This window comes from Pseudomonas sp. PS02302 (genome assembly GCF_029959585.1).
Classification (GTDB): Bacteria; Pseudomonadota; Gammaproteobacteria; order Pseudomonadales; family Pseudomonadaceae; genus Chryseomonas; species Chryseomonas aestiva.
This window is the reverse complement of record NZ_JASCON010000105.1, coordinates 1-17,147: the sequence shown is the minus strand read 5'-3', so window position 1 is coordinate 17,147 and position 17,147 is coordinate 1. Positions and strand designations below refer to the sequence as shown.

At 67.7% G+C, this 17,147-nt stretch carries 14 protein-coding genes and 1 tRNA gene; 5 read left to right on the top strand and 10 right to left on the bottom strand.

Going from position 1 to position 17,147, the window contains the following annotated elements:
• Positions 1-154 precede the first annotated feature (154 nt).
• A complete protein-coding gene (locus QMX82_RS23655) occupies positions 155-1,468 on the top strand; it encodes an ammonium transporter (RefSeq protein WP_282288114.1) in 1,314 nt (437 codons plus the stop codon).
• Positions 1,469-1,614: 146 nt separating this feature from the next.
• On the opposite strand, the gene aldA is transcribed toward QMX82_RS23655, so the two are convergent.
• The 5 genes from aldA to QMX82_RS23630 are packed head-to-tail and all read right to left on the bottom strand — an operon-like array spanning position 1,615 to position 7,734.
• The gene (gene aldA / locus QMX82_RS23650) at positions 1,615-3,048 is read right to left on the bottom strand and encodes an aldehyde dehydrogenase (RefSeq protein ID WP_282288113.1); all 1,434 of its coding nucleotides are present in this window, start codon (positions 3,046-3,048) and stop codon (positions 1,615-1,617) included.
• Positions 3,049-3,061: 13 nt separating this feature from the next.
• Entirely contained in the window at positions 3,062-3,862 is an 801-nt protein-coding gene (locus QMX82_RS23645) for an aldolase/citrate lyase family protein (RefSeq protein WP_208691368.1), read from the bottom strand.
• A gap of 20 nt (positions 3,863-3,882) precedes the next feature.
• Positions 3,883-5,217, bottom strand: coding sequence for an MFS transporter (locus QMX82_RS23640; protein WP_208691367.1), 1,335 nt, complete (start codon positions 5,215-5,217; stop codon positions 3,883-3,885).
• A 21-nt stretch (positions 5,218-5,238) separates the two neighbouring features.
• Positions 5,239-6,423: an L-rhamnonate dehydratase gene (gene rhmD, locus QMX82_RS23635; protein WP_133860681.1), complete on the bottom strand. Its 1,185-nt coding sequence runs from the start codon at positions 6,421-6,423 to the stop codon at positions 5,239-5,241.
• A 12-nt stretch (positions 6,424-6,435) separates the two neighbouring features.
• Positions 6,436-7,734, bottom strand: a complete 1,299-nt coding sequence (locus tag QMX82_RS23630; RefSeq protein WP_282288108.1) for an MFS transporter — start codon at positions 7,732-7,734, stop codon at positions 6,436-6,438.
• A gap of 178 nt (positions 7,735-7,912) precedes the next feature.
• Between QMX82_RS23630 and QMX82_RS23625 the strand changes: the two genes are divergently transcribed.
• The 4 genes from QMX82_RS23625 to QMX82_RS23610 all read left to right on the top strand — a co-directional run bounded on the left by QMX82_RS23625 (position 7,913) and on the right by QMX82_RS23610 (position 10,556).
• A complete protein-coding gene (locus QMX82_RS23625) occupies positions 7,913-8,860 on the top strand; it encodes a LysR family transcriptional regulator (protein WP_282288105.1) in 948 nt (315 codons plus the stop codon).
• A gap of 163 nt (positions 8,861-9,023) precedes the next feature.
• A tRNA-Asp gene (locus tag QMX82_RS23620) sits at positions 9,024-9,100 on the top strand.
• A 157-nt stretch (positions 9,101-9,257) separates the two neighbouring features.
• Positions 9,258-9,833, top strand: a complete 576-nt coding sequence (locus QMX82_RS23615) for a hypothetical protein (protein ID WP_282288104.1) — start codon at positions 9,258-9,260, stop codon at positions 9,831-9,833.
• Positions 9,834-10,181: 348 nt separating this feature from the next.
• Positions 10,182-10,556 (top strand): histone-like nucleoid-structuring protein, MvaT/MvaU family, encoded by a 375-nt coding sequence (locus QMX82_RS23610; protein ID WP_208691363.1) that lies wholly within the window; start codon positions 10,182-10,184, stop codon positions 10,554-10,556.
• A 302-nt stretch (positions 10,557-10,858) separates the two neighbouring features.
• Here QMX82_RS23610 and QMX82_RS23605 read toward each other — a convergent pair whose 3' ends face one another.
• From QMX82_RS23605 to QMX82_RS23585, 5 genes are all read right to left on the bottom strand, one after another.
• Positions 10,859-11,548, bottom strand: coding sequence for a response regulator (locus QMX82_RS23605; RefSeq protein ID WP_208691362.1), 690 nt, complete (start codon positions 11,546-11,548; stop codon positions 10,859-10,861).
• A gap of 62 nt (positions 11,549-11,610) precedes the next feature.
• A complete protein-coding gene (locus tag QMX82_RS23600; protein ID WP_282288101.1) occupies positions 11,611-14,235 on the bottom strand; it encodes a sensor histidine kinase in 2,625 nt (874 codons plus the stop codon).
• On the bottom strand, positions 14,232-14,783 hold the full coding sequence (gene kdpC, locus QMX82_RS23595; RefSeq protein ID WP_282288099.1) for a potassium-transporting ATPase subunit KdpC: 552 nt from the start codon (positions 14,781-14,783) through the stop codon (positions 14,232-14,234). The genes QMX82_RS23600 and kdpC overlap by 4 nt, the downstream gene beginning before the upstream one ends.
• Positions 14,784-14,793: 10 nt before the next feature.
• A complete protein-coding gene (gene kdpB, locus QMX82_RS23590) occupies positions 14,794-16,824 on the bottom strand; it encodes a potassium-transporting ATPase subunit KdpB (protein WP_282288097.1) in 2,031 nt (676 codons plus the stop codon).
• A gap of 1 nt (position 16,825) precedes the next feature.
• The coding region (locus tag QMX82_RS23585; protein WP_282288095.1) for a potassium-transporting ATPase subunit KdpA at positions 16,826-17,147 on the bottom strand (322 nt) is incomplete at its 5' end.

Sequence of the window (17,147 nt, the reverse complement as noted above, 5' to 3'; positions counted from 1 at the left end):
ACGTTGGGCTTCGCTGTGCTCAACCCAACCTACGGCCGCTCGCCATGGTGGCGATCGGGCGGTCTGCAACACGTTTCTTCGGCCAGGCAGCCTCGGGCGCCGGGCCGCACGACGACTCACGTTCCCTTTCATCCCTCAGCGAAGGAAGCTCGACATGATCGGTAAAGGCAAGGCGGTTGCGGTTCTGGTGGCAGCCCTCGGGATGCCCGGTATGGCCCTGGCCCAGGAGACCAGGCTCGACAGCGGCGACACGGCCTGGATGATGATCTCCAGCGTGCTGGTGCTGATGATGCTGGTCCCCGGCCTGGCGCTTTTCTATGGCGGCCTGGTGCGGTCGAAGAACCTGCTCTCGATCTTCACCCAGAGCTTTACCGTGGCCGGAGTCATCGGCGTGCTCTGGGTGGTCTATGGCTACAGTCTGTTCGCCGACACCACCGGCATGGTGGCCGGCGAGTTCAACCTCCATAGCCTGATCGGCGGCTTCAAGCACTGGATGCTGCTCGATGTGGTGCGTGACAGCCTGGTGGGCACCATTCCGGAAAGCGTCTTCGCCACCTTCCAGATGACCTTCGCGCTGATCACCCCGATGATCATCGCCGGCTCCTTCGCCGAGCGCATGAAATTCAGCGCCGCCGTGCTGTTCTGTGCCCTCTGGTTCACCTTCTGCTACCTGCCTCTGGCGCACATGGCCTGGAGCGGGCCGGGTGGTCTGCTCTATGACTGGGGCATCCTCGAATTCGCCGGTGGCACCGTGGTGCACATCAATTCCGGCGTTGCCGGGCTGGTGGCCTGTGTGATGCTCGGTCGGCGTCAGGGTTACAGCCTCCAGGCCATGCCGCCGCACAACCTGGGCTTCGCCCTGACCGGCGCGGCCCTGCTCTGGGTCGGCTGGTTCGGCTTCAACGTCGGCTCTGCGGTGGCCGCCAGCGCCAGCGCCGGCATGGCCATGCTCACCACCCAGATCGCCGCCTGTGCCGGCATCCTCGGCTGGCTCGCGGTGGAGTGGCTGCGCACCGGCAAGGCCAGCGCCCTCGGTGTCGCCTCCGGCGCCCTGGCCGGCCTGATCGCCATCACCCCGGCCTGCGGCTTCGTCGGTCCGGCCGGGGCCCTCGCCATGGGCTTGCTGACCGGCGCCCTCTGCTACGCGGCGGTGGTCTATCTCAAGCGCACCTTCGGTTACGACGATGCGCTCGACGCCTTCGGGCTGCACGGGATCGGCGGCATCGTCGGTTCGCTGCTGACGGGCGTCTTCGCCAGCAAGAGCCTGGGCGGCTACCAGGACATCGCCATCGCCAGCCAGGTGCTGATCCAGCTCAAGAGCGTCCTCTTCACCGTGCTCTTCTGCGGGGTCATGACCTTCGTGCTGCTCTGCGTCACCCGGGTCCTGACCCGCGGCCTGCGCGTTTGCGAGCAGACCGAAGCTCAGGGCCTGGACCTCTTCCAGCATGGCGAGAAAGCCTACGGCTAAGGCGGCACCGCGCGGCCCGCCAGCCATCGCTGCGGTGGCTGGTTCCGCTCAGCGCTGGGCCCGTGCCTGATCTTGGATTGCGCCTGTTTCGACCCGCGTTCGCCCAGGAACATTCGAGCGAAGCGGGTAGCCACCAGCCTCGACCCCTAGCCCTGCAGATAGACAACCTGGGTGTGGGTGTACTCATAGAGCCCGTGCTTGCCGTCCGCGCCACCGATGCCGGACTTGCGCACCCCGGCGTGGTAGCCCTGCATGGCCTCGAAGTTTTCCCGGTTGATGTAGGTTTCGCCGAAGTCGATCTCGCGCATGGCGTGCATGGCCTTGCTCAGGCTGCGGGTATAGACGGAGGAGGTGAGGCCGTATTCGCAGTCGTTGGCCAGGGCGATGGCCTCGTCGAGATCATCCACCACCTGGATCGGCAGCACCGGGCCGAAGATCTCTTCGCGCATGATCGGCATGTCCGCACGACAGTCCGCCAGCACCGTAGGCTGGAAGTGGAAGCCGCGACCCAGGTCGGCGCGACTGCCACCGGTGACCAGGCGGGCGCCCTGGCCGAGGGCGACGTCGACCTTGGCCGCCACCTTGTCCAGGCCGGCGGCGTTGATCAGCGGTCCCATCTCCACGCCGGTGTCGGCCTGGGGGTCGCCATAGCGGGTGGCGGCCATGGCGCGACCGATGCGCTCGATGAAGTCCTCGGCCACCGCGCGTTCCACAAAGACCCGCTCGGCGCAGTTGCACACCTGGCCGGTGTTGATGATGCGCGAGTCACGGATCGCCCGGACCGCCAGGTCCAGGTCGGCATCGGCCAGGACGATGGCCGGCGCCTTGCCGCCCAGCTCCAGGTTGAGCTTGGTCAGATTCGGCGCGGCAGCGGCCATGATCCGCGAGCCGGTGCCGACGCTGCCGGTAAAGCTGACCATGTCGATGCCGGCATGGGCACTGAGCTGGCCCCCCACGGCGCCGGCACCGCTGACCAGGTTGAAGACCCCGGGCGGCAAGTCGGTCTCGGCTACCAGGCGGGCGAATTCATGGGCATTGATCGGGGTTTCTTCGCTGGGCTTGATGACGATGGTGTTGCCGGTGATCAGCGCCGGTGCCAGCTTGCGGGCGATCAGGAAGAAGGGGAAGTTCCAGGGCAGGATGCCGGCCACCACGCCCAGTGGCTTGCGCAGCAGGAAGATCTGCTCGTCGGGTCGGTCGCTGGTGATGATCTCGCCTTCGATGCGCCTTGCCCACTCGGCCATGTAGTCAAGGTAGTCGGCGGTGAAATTGACCTCCACCTCGGCCAGGCCGCGGATCTTACCCTGTTCGGCGACCAGGGTCTGGGCCAGCCGCGGCGCCTGCTCGCGCAGCTTGGCGGCGATGCGTCTGAGATAGCCGGCACGCTCGATGGCCGGTTTGCGGGCCCAGAGCTTCTGGGCGCGGCGGGCGGCGGCGATGGCCTGGTCGACGTCCTCGCGGCTGGACGCCGGTACCCGGGCCAGGGCCTCGCCGGTGGCCGGGTTATGGACGAGAAAGTCCTCGGCGGCCGGCAGGAAGCGGCCATCGATGTAGTTCTGGTAGAGGGGCAGATCGGCCATGGCGGACTCCGGGTCAATAGGTGCGAGAGGGCGCCTGGGGCGCTGCGAGGGGGCGATAGCGGGCCAGGTTGGCCAGCGCCGCCTGGCGGAACAGGCTGATGTCGATGCCGACGGCAACGAACTGGCAACCCCAGTCGCGATAGCGCCGGGCATCGTCTTCCTGGGGCGCCAGGATCCCGGCCACCTTGCCAGCCGCGCGGGTGGCATCGATGGCGGCGCGGATACGTGCCTGCACCTCGGGATGGCCTGGATTGCCGGCATGGCCGAGGCCGCTGGAGAGGTCGGCCGGGCCGACGAAGACGGCGTCCACGCCCTCCACCGCGGCGATCTCGGCGACGTTATCGCTGCCCAGCCGTGATTCCACCTGGACGATCAGGCACAGCTCGGTATGAGCGTTGTGCAGGTAGTCGGGTACCGCGTCCCAGCGGGTGGCACGGGCCAGGCCGCCGCCGACGCCACGGATGCCGTGGGGGGGATAGCGCATGGCGCGCACCAGGGCGCGAGCCTGGTCGGCGGTCTCCACCATGGGCACCATCAGCGTCTGCACGCCGATGTCCAGCAACTGCTTGATCAGCACCGCATCGCCGGTCACGCAGCGCACCACCGGCGCCGTGGAATAAGGCGCCACCGCCTGCAACTGGGCAAGGATGCTTGGCACCGTGTTGGGGGCGTGCTCGCCGTCGATCAGCAGCCAGTCGTAGCCGGTGCTGGCGGCGATTTCGGCGGCGTAGCCGGTGGCGAAGCCGGCCCAGAGGCCGTAGAGGGTGTCGCTGCCCGTGAGGCGGGCCTTGAAGGGATTGCGCGGCAGATCCATGACGGTCGTCTCCGGGGGAATCAGGAAGGGGTGTCCGGCAGGCGCACCAGCAGCCCATAGCTCAGGGCGCCGGCCACCGCGACCGCGGCGGCGATACCGAGCGCGAGGCCGAAGGAGCCGGTCTGCTGGACGATCATGCCGGTGATGACCGGGGCGAAGGCGCCGCCGAAGTAGCCACCGAAGTTCTGGATGCTGGCCAGCGAGGCCACCTGGTGCGAGGGCACCGCGACGCTGACCAGCGACCAGGTACCGGCCACTGCCACGTTGAGGCTGAACAGTGCCAGGCTGAAGCAGAGGATGACGCTGCCGATGCCGGTCACCCCGGCGCTGCACAGGGCGAACAGTCCGGCCGCCGCCAGACCGCCGCAGATCGGCAGCTTGCGGCTGAAGGCCAGGCTGCGCCCGCTGCGGGTCAGGCGGTCCACCAGCAGGCCGCCGCCGATCACGCCACAGGCGCCGGCCAGGAACGGCAGGCTGGCGACCCAGCCGGCCTGGGACAGCGACAGGTGGTGAACCCGCTCCAGGTAGGCCGGCAGCCAGGTCAGGAACAGCGACAGCATGTAGATGATGCCCACGTAGCCGATCACCACGCCCCAGGTCAGGCGGCGGCGAAACAACCCCAGCCAGTCGGCGAAGGTCAGGCGCTGGCCGGCGTCCTGGGGTGGCAGGCCGGCATCCAGGTGCGCCCGCTCCGCGGCGTCCAGCACCACCTGCACTCGGTCGCGATAGCTCAGGTACCAGAGCGCCGCGACGGCAACGCCGAGCACCCCCATGGCGATGAACATCTGTCGCCAGCCCAGCCACAGCAGTAGCGCAGTGAGGATCGGCTGGGAGATCGCCGGCCCCAGCGAGGACGACAGGTTGAAGATGCCGGAGGGCAGGCCGCGCTCGCGCACGTTGAACCACTCGCTGACCACCTTGGCGCCGGCCGGGAATTGCGGCGCCTCGCCGATGCCCAGGCCGATGCGGGCGAGGATCATCAGGTGCAGGCTGCTGAGCAGCCCGAGCACGCCCTGGGCGAGCGACCACAGGCAGATGCCCAGGCCCAGGGTCAGGCGCGCACCGAAGCGATCCAGCAGACCGCCGATGGGCAACTGGGCGAAGGCATAGGCCCAGGCGAAGGCCGACAGCAACAGGCCCATCTCCGTCGGCGTATAGCCCAGCTCGCCGCTGATGGTCTGGTTGGCGATGGCCAGGGTGCTGCGGTCGAGGTAATTGACGAAGCCTGCCAGTACCAGCAGCGCCAGGGCGATCACTTGGATCCGCTTGAGGCGAGCGCTCTTGGGTGGCAGCGGCGTCGCCGCGGGGCGCGCATCCGGTACCGGTGCCGCCAGGGTGTCGTGGGTCGCTTTCATCCAGCCCTCCTGGGCAACGCCTCAGTGGCGATAGGGACGTTCCAGGGCGCACTCCGGATTGAGGCGCACCCCGAAGCCGGGCCGATCCAGCGCCGAGGCGCGCATGCGGCCCCGCACCGGGACGGGTTCGTCGAGCAACTGCGGATGGAACATGGGCACCACCTCGTCGGCCTTGGGCGCCATCATCAGGAACTCGGCGAAGGGACTGTTGGTGCGGGTGATGACGAAGTGGTAGCTGTAGACCGAGGAGCCATGGGGCACCACCAGGGCGTTGTGGGCATCGGCCAGCGCCGAGATGCGGATCAGCTCGGTGAGGCCGCCGCACCAGCCGACGTCCGGCTGGAGGATGTCGCAGCAACCCATTTCCAGCAGCAGGCGGAAGCCCCAGCGGGTGGCCTCGTGCTCGCCGGTGGTGACCAGCATGCCCTTCGGCACGTTGCGCCTGAGTTCGGCATAGCCCCAGTAGTCATCCGGCGGCAGCGCCTCCTCGATCCACTTGAGGCCGTACTGCTGGGCGCCCTGGGCCAGGCGGGTGGCGTAGTTGAGGTCCAGGCTCATCCAGCAGTCGAGCATCAGCCAGAAGTCGTCGCCGACCCGCTCGCGCATGGTCGCCAGGGCTTCCAGATTCTTGCGCAGGCCTTCCTCGCCCTCGGCCGGGCCGTGTTGCAGCGGCAGCTTGCCGCCAATGAAGCCCATCTCCTTGGCCAGGTCCGGCCGGGCGCCGGTGGCGTAGAACTGCAATTCGTCACGCACGGCGCCGCCGAGCAACTGGTGCACCGGTTCCTGGCGCAGCTTGCCGAGCAGGTCCCAGAGCGCCAGATCCACCCCGGAAATGGTGTTGAGCACGATGCCCTTGCGCCCGTAATAGAGGGTGGAGAGGTACATCTGGTCCCAGATCTTTTCCAAGTCGGTGACCTTGGCGCCCTCCAGGAAGCGCGCCAGATGCCGCTCGACGATGAAGGCACCCAGCTCGCCGCCGGTGGTGACGGCGAAACCCACGGTGCCATCGCTGGCCTCGACTTCCACCACCAGGGTGCCCAGCACATTGATGCCGAAGCTGCGGCGGCTCTGGCGGTATTCCGGGTACTTGGCCATGGGCGTGGCGATGTGGTCGTCGATCCAGTGGCCGTCGCCCTGGTCGTGATAGTCGGCGCCACCGCCGCGAAGGGTGTAGGCGCGCACCTGCTTGATGGTGGGTAGGGTCATGGCAAAGCTCCCTTAATGACTGGGCGTGAGCTGGGGTTGGGGATCGGCCTGGTCGCGGCGGCGCAGGCCGAGGATCAGGGCGGCGGCCACCAGGGTGGTGCCGGCGAGCAGATAGAGGCCGGCGCCGGGGTGGGCGAAGGTCACCTCGGCCCAGCGCTTGGCCAGGGGCGCGATGAAGCCGCCGATGGCGCCACAGGTGTTGATCAGGGCGATGCCGCCCGCGGCGGCGCTGCCGCGCAACTGGTCGGACGGAAAGGTCCAGAACAGCGGCTGCACCGCGATGAAGCCGGCGGCGGCGAAGCACAGGGCGAGCAGCGCATAGAACGGCGAGAAGGTCACCGAGGCGGCGATGCCCAGGCCGGAAATGGCCAGGGTGGCGGCGGCGGTGCGACGGCGTTCGCCGGTGCGATCCGACCAGCTGGGGATCAGCCAGGCGGCGAGCAGGGCGCAGACCCAGGGAATCGCCGAGACCAGGCCGACCAGCAGCCCGACCTTCTGCCCGAGCAGCCCGGCCACCTGGGTCGGCAGGTAGAAGACCACGCCATAGACGCTGGCCTGGATCAGCAGGTAGATGCTGCACAGCAGGAGGATGCGCGGCTGACCGAGCAGGCGCAGCAGCCCGCCCTGGTGCGGCTTGGCGGCGTCCTCGGCGTCCAGCGCCTGTTGCAGCGCCTGCTTCTCCGCGTCGCTCAGCCAGCGGGCATCGCGCGGTCGGTTGTCCAGGTAGAACCAGGCCCAGATACCCACCAGGCTGGCCAGCACCCCTTCGACCAGGAACATCCACTGCCAGCCGTGCAGACCGCCGAAGCCGTCGAATTCCAGCAGCAGGCCCGACAGCGGACTGCCGAAGATGAAGGCCAGGGGCGCGCCGAAGTAGAAGAAACCCAGTGCCCGGGCGCGATAGCGCGATGGGAACCAGTAGGTGAGGTAGAGGATGACGCCAGGGAAGAAGCCGGCTTCGGCCACCCCAAGCAGGAAACGCAGCACATAGAAGGATGTCGCCGTGTGGGCGAACATCATGGCGGCGGAGATCAGGCCCCAGCTCACCATGATCCGGCACATCCACAGCCGGGCGCCGACGCGGTGCATGATCAGGTTGCTGGGAATCTCGAGAAAGGCGTAGCCGACGAAGAAGACCCCGGCGCCAAAGGCGAAGGCCGCGTCGGAGATGCCGGTATCGGCCTGAAAGGCGACCTTGGCGAAACCCACGTTGGCCCGGTCGAGAAAGGCCATGACGTACATCAGCAGCAGGAAGGGCAGCAGGCGCCGGGTGACCTTGGCGACCAGCCCCGGTGACAGGGTGGTGTGCATGGCGATCTCTCTTGTTGTTGTGATTCGGCCACGGCTCAAGGTAGTCGCAGTTGCAATGCCTGGATAATCGCTTTTTGTTTAGAGCCGATACCCTTAAGGTATCGGTACGCGTCGGCAGCCTGCCCAGAGCCATCGAACCCTGCTGAACGCTTACGCTCGCGCCACCAGGACACTGCCAATGAACGCTTCCCCCCATGCCCGTGCGCTGTTCGGTCGGCTGCGCTACAAGCATCTGCTGATGTTGGTGACCCTGGCCGGGACCCGCAATCTGCACCGCGCCGCCGAAGCCCTGCACATGTCGCAGCCGGCCACCACGCGGATGCTGCAGGACGTCGAGGAAGCCTTCGGCTGCGTGCTGTTCGAGCGGCAGGCGCGGGGCCTGACCCCCACGGCGCTGGGTGTGGAGATCATCGAATTCGCCCGTCGCGCCCTCAATGGCCTGGATCGCTGCGCCGAAGACCTCGATGCGCGCCGCTCCGGCGGCTATGGGCATCTGGCGGTAGGGGCGATCATGGGGGCCTTGCCCGATCTGGTGGTGCGCGCCATCGCCGCGAGCAAGGCGCGCCAACCCGGCCTGCAGTTGCGCATTCTTGGTGATACCAGCGACCAGCTCACCGAACTGCTGGAGCAGGAGCGGATCGATGTGGCCATCGCCCGTTTCACCCAGCCGGCCGATCTCGGTCGCTTCACCTTCGAGCCGCTGGGCAACGAGCATCTGGCGGTGGTAGTGCGCACCGGGCATCCCCTGACCGATCGCGCGCCACCCGATCTGGCCGAACTGGTGGCGGACTGGCCCTGGATCCTGCAACCCGAAGCCAGTCCGGCCCGGGTGGCGCTGGAGGCGGCCTTCGCCCGGCGGCAGTTGCCACCCCCGGCCGACGTCATCGAATGTGGCTCGGTGTTCGCCATGCTGCAGTTGGTGCAGATCACCGACGCCATCCTGGTGCTGACCGAGGCGGTGGTGCGCGATCACCTGCGCACCGGGCTGCTGATCCCGCTCGACCTGGAGATCACCGAACCCCTGACGCCCTTCGGGATCCTGCTGCGCACCGGCCAGGTACCCAGCGCGGCGCTGGAGGGGTTTCTCGGCCTGCTCAGACGCCAGGCCGCGGGGACCACCGCCTGAGCGCCGCCTGGCCTGCGTCACCGCCCCGGCCCAGCGAGAAATATTTTCGCTGCGCCTGTTGTTTCTTCCCTGATAAATCAGTATCTTAGCGGCCGCTGGTGCAGAGAACCCCGCTGAACAGGTTCTCGGTAAGTGCCAGCCGGATGCCGCAAGGCTTCCATGCGCAGCGGTAGTTCAGTCGGTTAGAATACCGGCCTGTCACGCCGGGGGTCGCGGGTTCGAGTCCCGTCCGCTGCGCCACACACCGCTCGCGAGCTCTGCCTCGCGGGTAACGAAAGAAGCGGCCCTTGAGGCCGCTTTTTTTTTCGTCCTGCACTTTTGTCGCCACGTCTTGCCGGCGGGAAACCCCAACGCTTCGCTAGCCTCCAATGGCTATCATCGATGCGCGGGAGTGGCCATGAAGATCGTCTGTCTGGGTTGGGGTTCGTTGATCTGGAAGGCGGCGGAGTTGCCGGTCGCTTCGGATTGGTTCGAGGACGGCCCCAGGTTGCCCATCGAATTTGCCCGGGAGGGTGACAGCGGCGAGTTGGCCACGGTCATCTGCGCCGGTGTGGCCGATGTCCAGGTGCTCTGGGCCGCTCTGGCGGTCGAGACCCTGGACGAGGCGCGTGAAGCTCTGCGTGCGCGCGAGGGGGTGCCGAGGGAGCAACCCGAGTGCATCGGCAGCTGGCCGCGCGGTCCGCAATCGCCGTTCCAGCAGCGCATCGCCGCCTGGGCGGCGGAGCAGGGTGTCGACGCCGTGGTCTGGACCGCCCTGCCGCCGCGCAGCGGCGGCCTCAATCAGCGCATGCCGACGGTGGAACAGGCGCTCGATTACCTGCGCAAACTCGACCATGAGCGGCAGGCGCATGCGCGGGACTATATCCGCCGGACGCCGGTGGCTATAGACACCGAATACCGACGGGTAATAGCCCGGACGTTCAACTGGCAGCCCGTGCCCGAGGCGCAGCCGGATCTGGACGCATCCGCCTGAGGTGCATGCCAGAGCGCTTTGCGAAGTCTGAGTCACGAAGTTCTGCCAACTTCTGCATGTTTATGCAGTTGAATTGAGGGTTCGTACTCGGCGGCTTTTTTCGAGGGATTCGGTTACTCCCAGATTACTTGCAAAGATGCCTAACAAGACCTTGTTGGCGCCAATTCTCCGGCTTGGCTTAAGGTTTTCTTAATGTTCAAACTCGCAGGCGCGAGAAGAGGCCGCTATTTTTTCAAAAGGATTACTTGTCACTGGCATCAGAGGCATCAATCCTTTATCTTCGCCTGCAACTTTCGCTCGCGGGCGAAGTTTCCATTAGCCTTTTTCAGATTGTTGCCAGGAGTGCCCATGTCCCGTCTCGCCGAATTCCGTGCTGCCGAAGAGCAACTTCGCGCCCAACTGCAATTGCTCGAAGATCTGAAGCAGGACAGTTCCCTGCAGAAAGAAATCGAATTCGAAAGTAGGCTCCAGGCCCTGATGGATGAATATCACATGAACCTGGGCGATATCATCGGCATTCTGGATCCCAATGCTGCCCCCAAGCACAAGGCGCAGACGCCGCATCCGGAAAAGCCGGCTGGCAAGCGTCGTCCGCGCAGCACCAAGCGTTATCAGCATCCCAAGACCGGCGAAATCATCGAGACCAAGGGCGGCAACCACAAGTTGCTCAAAGCCTGGAAAGCCGAACACGGCGCCGATACCGTGGAAGGCTGGTTGCAGTAACGTCTTGCCCGGGTTGCGGTCGGTAGCTGCGCAAGGCAGATCTACCGACCGGAATCCTTTTCCGACCGCTGCAACCTCAGCGCCGCCCGTTATTTCGCCACGTTCAAGTTCATACCGGCGGGATGGTTTTCCCGGCGCCTATCAAACTGCGGCGATCATCGCATTCATCATATCTTTTAATCACCCCGCACGCTTAAGAACGGCCAAAGCCCGCCTGACTTAGGTCGACGGCCAAGGACAGGGCGATAACGGGGAAGGCGGCCTCTTTCCGCACTCGGTAAGCGGTGTTCAGCCCACGGCGGCTAACCTTCGATGCGCAGGCGATAACCCACGCCGGGTTCGGTCACGATATAGCGCGGCGCCAGCGGATCATCCGCCAACTTCTGCCGGAGATGGCCAATCACGATGCGCAGATAATGACTGTCCTGCGCATGGGTCGGGCCCCAGATATCGATCAGCAATTGCCGCTGGGTCACCACCCGTCCCGGATGGTGGGCGAGGGCGGCCAGCACGGCGTACTCCTTGCGCGTCAGGGCCACTTCGCTGCCACCCAGAACGACCCGACGATAGGCGAAATCCACTTTCAGATCGCCAACCTCCAGCGCCGCGACCTGCTGGGTCGCCGTGGTCGGGGTCTGCCGCAGCAGGGCGCGACTGCGGGCCAGGAATTCCTGGATACCGAAGGGCTTAGTCACGTAGTCGTTGGCGCCGGCATCCAGGGCGCGGACCTTCTCGCGCTCGTCCGCCCGCACCGACAGCACCAGCACCGGCACCGCGGACCATTCGCGCAGGTCGACCAGCACCTCCTGGCCATCGCGATCGGGGAGGCCCAGGTCGAGGATGACCAGGTCCGGCTGGCTCAGCGCCGCCTGGGCCAGGCCTTCGGTGCCGGTGGCGGCTTCGCTGACCTGGTAGCCCTGGGCCGCGAGGCTGATGCGCAGGAATTTGCGGATCTGGGGTTCGTCGTCGATGACGAGGACGTGAGCGGGCATCTGAGCGGGTTCCACACGAGAAGGCGTCATCATAGCCGCTGTGATTGCCGGGTCGCCTGGCCTTATTCGGCCGGAGGAGCGGGCAGTGGCAGATGCATGCGCAGCGTGGTGCCGCGACCGTCGAGGCCGTCTTCCACGCTGACCCGTCCGCCATGGGCGCCGACCATGCCCTGGCAGATCGCCAGCCCCAGACCGGTTCCCTGCCCACCCCGGTCGCCGCGGGCGGCGGTATAGAACATGTCGAAAATCCGCGTGCGATCCTCGGGCGGAATGCCCGGGCCTTCGTCGGCCACGGCCAGCTGCAGTTCATTGCCCTGGCGCAGCACGCTGATTTCCAGCCGGCCGCCGGATGCGGAGAAGCGGATGGCGTTCTCCAGCACATTGACCAGCGCCTGTTCGATCAGCGCCGGATGAACCCAGAGCAGCGGCAGGCCCGGCTCGATCCGGGTGGCTACCTGCAAGCCGCTCAGCAGCGGCTGCAGGCGCTGCAGGGCGCTGGCGAGGATGTCGCCGGGGTCGACCCAGTCCCGTGCCAGCTGCAGGCTGCCGTGGCCGAGGCGGGTCATGTCGAGCAGATTCTGGATATAACGATCGAGGCGTTCGGCCTCCTGGCGGGTGGCCTCCAGCAACTCCTGGCGATCGCTGGCGGGAATGGCTTCGCCCAGGGTCGCCAGGGCATCGATGGAACCGCGCATCACCGTCAGCGGCGTGCGCAGGTCATGGGACACCGAGGCGAGCAGGGCGCTGCGCAGCTGTTCGGTCTCGCCATGCAGGCGCGCGGCTTCGAGATCCTCGCTGAGGCGCACCCGCGCCAGGGCCTGGGCCAGCGGCTGCGCCAGGCTGGCCAGCTGGCGCCGCTCGGCGTGGTCCAGGGGCTGGGCATCGTCACGCCGTACGCCCAGTACGGCCAGGCTGCCGCCCTCGCCGAGCAGCGGCCACCACCACCATCCACCGGAGGGCAGGGTGTCGGTGCCGCAGCCGGCCGGCTTTTCCTGCTTCCAGGCCCATTCGGCGGCGATGCGTTCGTGGTCGGCCAGCAGCAGGTCGCCCGGTTGGGTCACCAGCTGCCCCGCCTTTTCCGGCAGCAGCAGGCAGATGTGGCGCGTCGCCTCCCCTAATTGCTTGAGGGTGACGCTGACCACCGCCTGGCGATCGCTGGCAGCGCTCAGCTGGCGGGTGAAGTCCAGCAGCGCCAGGGTCTCGCGCTGGGTGCGCCGCAGTGCCTGCAGCTGGCGCCGCTGGCGGGCGGCCAGGTCACCGGTGAGCAGGGCCATCAGCAGGAAGAAGGCCAGGGTGAGGACATCCTGCTCGCGGTTGATGGTCAGCGAGAAGGCCGGCGGGATGAACAGGAAATCGTAGGCGAGAAAGCCCAGCAGGGCGCAGAACAGCGCCGGACCGCGGCTGCTGCGCACCGCCACCAGCAGGACGGCGGCGAGAAAGATCAGCGAGATATTGGGCAGTTCCAGCAGCCCGGACAGGCCCTCGGCGATGACCGCGGCCACGGCGGTGGCCAGGACGGCGGCGCCATAGGGACCGGGCCTGAGCGCCCGGCGTGGCCGGGCGGCGGGCGGCGCGTCGCGATCCAGATCGAGGATGGCGATCTCCAGCCCCTGGGCCAGGCGCAGCAGGCGACTGGCCAGGCGGCGCCGCAGGCTGAAGCCGCGCGGGCGGCCGCGACCGATCAGCAGCACGCTGGCGCGCTGGTCGCGGGCATGGCGGACCAGGGCGCGGGCCGGATCGCTGTCTCTCAGGGTCAGCACCTCGCCCCCCAGGCGTTCGGCCAGGCGTTGACTGGCCTGGAGATTGGCGCGGGCGGTGTCGTCCAGCGGCTGGCCGGTATCGACATGGACCAGGGTCCAGGGCAGATGGCGCTGGTCGGCGAGGCGGCTGGCATGACGCACCAGGCGCTCCGCCGAAGGCGCGGTGCCGGCGCCGACGATGAGGCGCCCCAGCAGCGGTGGCGCGGCCTGGCCCTGCTGGCGGTATCTCAGGGCGAGCGCCGAGTCCACCTGGGCCGCGGCGGTGCGCATGGCCAGTTCGCGCAGGGCGGTCAGATTGGTCTGGCTGAAAAAGGCATCGATGGCTGCGCGCGCCTGCTCGGGCACATAGACCTTGCCCTCGCGCAGGCGCTCCAGCAACTCCCGGGGCGGCAGGTCGATGAGCACCAGGTCATCGGCGTCGAGCAGTACCTGGTCCGGCACCGTCTCGCGGACCTGGACGCCGGTGATGTCGCGCACCTCGTCGTTGAGACTTTCCAGGTGCTGGACGTTGACCGTGGTATAGACGTGGATGCCAGCGGCAAGCAGGTCTTCGACATCCTGCCAGCGCTTGGCATGGCGACTGCCGGGGGCGTTGCTGTGGGCGAGTTCGTCGACCAGCACCAGTTTCGGCGGGTCGGCCAGCAGGCCTTCCAGATCCAGTTCGGTAAGCTTGAGGCCGCGGTGCTCGACCCGCCGCAACGGCTGCTGCGGCAGGCCGGCGAGGAGGGCAGCGGTCTCCCGCCGCCCATGGGTTTCGACGATCCCGGCGCGCACCCGGCGGCCCTGGCGCAGGGCGGTCTGGGCCGCCTGCAGCATGGCGTAGGTCTTGCCTACGCCAGGCGCCGCCCCCAGGAAGACCTTGAGGCGCCCGCGGCCTTCGCGGTGTTCGGCGAGCAGCGCCTCGGCGCGCCCGGTGCTGTCGGTCATGGAGCCAGTTCCGCCAGGGCCAGATTGAGAAGCAGGACATTAACCGTTGCCGGGCCGAAGCGCGAGGTGTGCGTCTGCTCGCTCACCAGGGCGTCCAGACGCTCCGGTGGGAGGCCTCGCGCGGCGGCGATACGGGCGATCTGATAGCGGGCGCCGGCCGAGGTGAGGTCCGGATCGAGGCCGCTGGCGGAGGTGGTCACCAGTTCCTGCGGCACCGGGCCCTGGCCGGCCACCTGCAGGGCGGGGAGCGCCTTCTCGATCCGCTCGCGCAGCCCCGGCGCCGATTGGGCCAGGTTGCTGGCGCTGCTGGAGACGGTGGCGTAGTCGCCCGCCGAAGGGCGCGGCTGGAACCACTCGGGGCCGGTGAATTTCTGCGCGATCAGGCGTGAGCCGAGGACCCTGCCGTCGGCGCGCTGGAGCAGGCTGCCGCCGGCCTGGTCGGCGAACAGCACCTGGCCGAGCACCGTCACCAGCAGCGGGTAGGCACCCCCGGTCAGGACGCTGAGCAGCAGGAGCATCAACACGGCGGAACGCAATTGCATGAGCATGGCGGTCTCCTCAGACCAGACCCAGGGCGCCTAGCGCCAGGTCGATAGCTTTGATGCCGACGAAGGGCACGACGATGCCGCCCAGGCCATAGATCAGCAGGTTGCGGCGCAGCAGGGCGGCGGCGCTGGCGGCCTTGACCCGCACCCCGCGCAGCGCCAGGGGAATCAGCGCGACGATGATCAGGGCGTTGAACACGATGGCCGAGAGGATGGCGCTCTGCGGGCTGGCCAGGTGCATCACGTTGAGCGTGTTGAGCTGCGGATAGATGCCGGCGAACAGCGCGGGCAGGATGGCGAAGTACTTGGCCACGTCGTTGGCCACCGAGAAGGTGGTCAGGGCGCCACGGGTCACCAGCAGTTCCTTGCCCACCTGCACCACGTCGAGCAGCTTGGTGGGGTCCGAATCCAGATCCACCAGGTTGGCGGCCTCGCGGGCGGCCTGGGTGCCGTCGTTCATCGCCATGCCCACATCGGCCTGGGCCAGGGCCGGGGCGTCGTTGGCGCCGTCGCCGCACATGGCTACCAGCTTGCCCTCGGCCTGTTCGCTGCGGATGCGCTCCAGCTTCTTCTCCGGGGTGGCTTCTGCGATGACGTCGTCCACCCCGGCCTCGGCGGCGATGGCGGTGGCGGTGAGGGGGTTGTCGCCGGTCACCATCACGGTGCGGATGCCCAGGGTGCGCAGTTCAGCGAAGCGCTCGCGAATCCCCGGCTTGACCACGTCCTTGAGGTGGATGGCGCCCAGCAGCCGGCCTTCGCCGCAGACCAGCAGCGGGGTGCCGCCGCTCTTGGCGATGGTCTCGATCTCCCGGGCCAGCACCTCCGGCAGGTCGGCACGGGTCTGGCCGAGAAACATCAGCACGGCGTCCACCGCCCCCTTGCGGTACGCGCGGCCCTGCCAGTCGATGCCCGACAGGCGCGTCTCGGCGCTGAAGGGAATGGGCGTGACCTGGGCCCGCGGCGGCTCTTCCAGTGGGTGCAGGTTGCGCAGGTATTCCACCACCGAGCGGCCTTCCGGGGTTTCGTCGGCGAGGGAGGCATAGAGGGCGCCGTCGGCCAGGGCCTTGGGGGTGATGCCCTGGGCCGCGTACAGGGCGCTGCAGCGACGGTTGCCGAAGGTGATGGTGCCGGTCTTGTCCAGCAGCAGGGTATGGACGTCACCGGCGGCTTCCACGGCGCGTCCCGAGGTGGCGATCACGTTCAGCCGCACCAGGCGATCCATGCCGGCGATGCCGATGGCCGAGAGCAGGCCGCCGATGGTGGTGGGGATCAGGGTTACCAGCAGCGCGACCAGGAACAGCAGCGGCAGCTCGCCACCGGCCAGGGCGGCGAAGGGCTGCAGGGTCACCACCACCAGCAGGAAGATCAGCGTCAGGCCGATCAGCAGGATGTCCAGGGCGACCTCGTTGGGGGTCTTCTGGCGCTTGGCGCCTTCCACCAGGGCGATCATGCGGTCCAGCGTCGATTCGCCGGGGTTAGCGGTGATGCGCACCCGGATCCAGTCCGACACCACCCGGGTGTTGCCGGTGACGGCCGAGCGATCGCCGCCGGATTCGCGAATCACCGGCGCCGATTCACCAGTGATGGCCGCCTCGTTGACCGCGGCCACGCCTTCGATGATCTCGCCGTCACCGGGGATCAGTTCGCCGGCTTCCACCCGCACGATCTGCCCCTTGCGCAGCGAACTGGCCGGCACCATGCGCTGCTCGCCGTTTTCCTCCAGGCGCGCGGCGAGGTTCTGGCCGATGCCCTTGAGGCTGTCGGCGCGGGCCTTGCCACGCCCCTCGGCGAGGGCTTCGGCGAAGTTGGCGAACAGCAGGGTGAACCACAGCCAGAGGGTGATCTGCACCGCCACCCCGGTGCTCACGCCATTGTTGGGCGCCAGGCACAGCAGGGTGGAGAACAGCGCGGTGATCTCCACCACGAACATCACCGGCGAGCGGATCTGCTGGCGCGGGTCGAGCTTGACGAAGGCCTGCCGCAGCGCCTGGCGCCACAGGGTGCCAGGGGGAGGAGTGGGCAGGGTGTGGGTCTGGGCATCCATTTCAACGGACTCCGAACAGTTGCAGATGGTCGGCGATCGGCCCCAGGGCGAGCGTCGGCAGGAAGGTCAGGCCACCCACCAGCAGCAGGGTGATCACCAGCAGGGTGACGAACAGCGGCCCGTGGGTGGGGAAGCTGTTGGGGCCGAGTGGCACGGGGCGCTTGGCCGCCAGGCTGCCGGCGATGGCCAGGACTGGCAGGATGTAGCCGAAGCGACCGATCAGCAGGGCCAGGCTCAGCATCAGGTTGTGGAAGGGCGTATTGGCACCGAAGCCGGCAAAGGCCGAGCCGTTGTTGGCCGTGGCCGAGGTATAGGCATAGAGC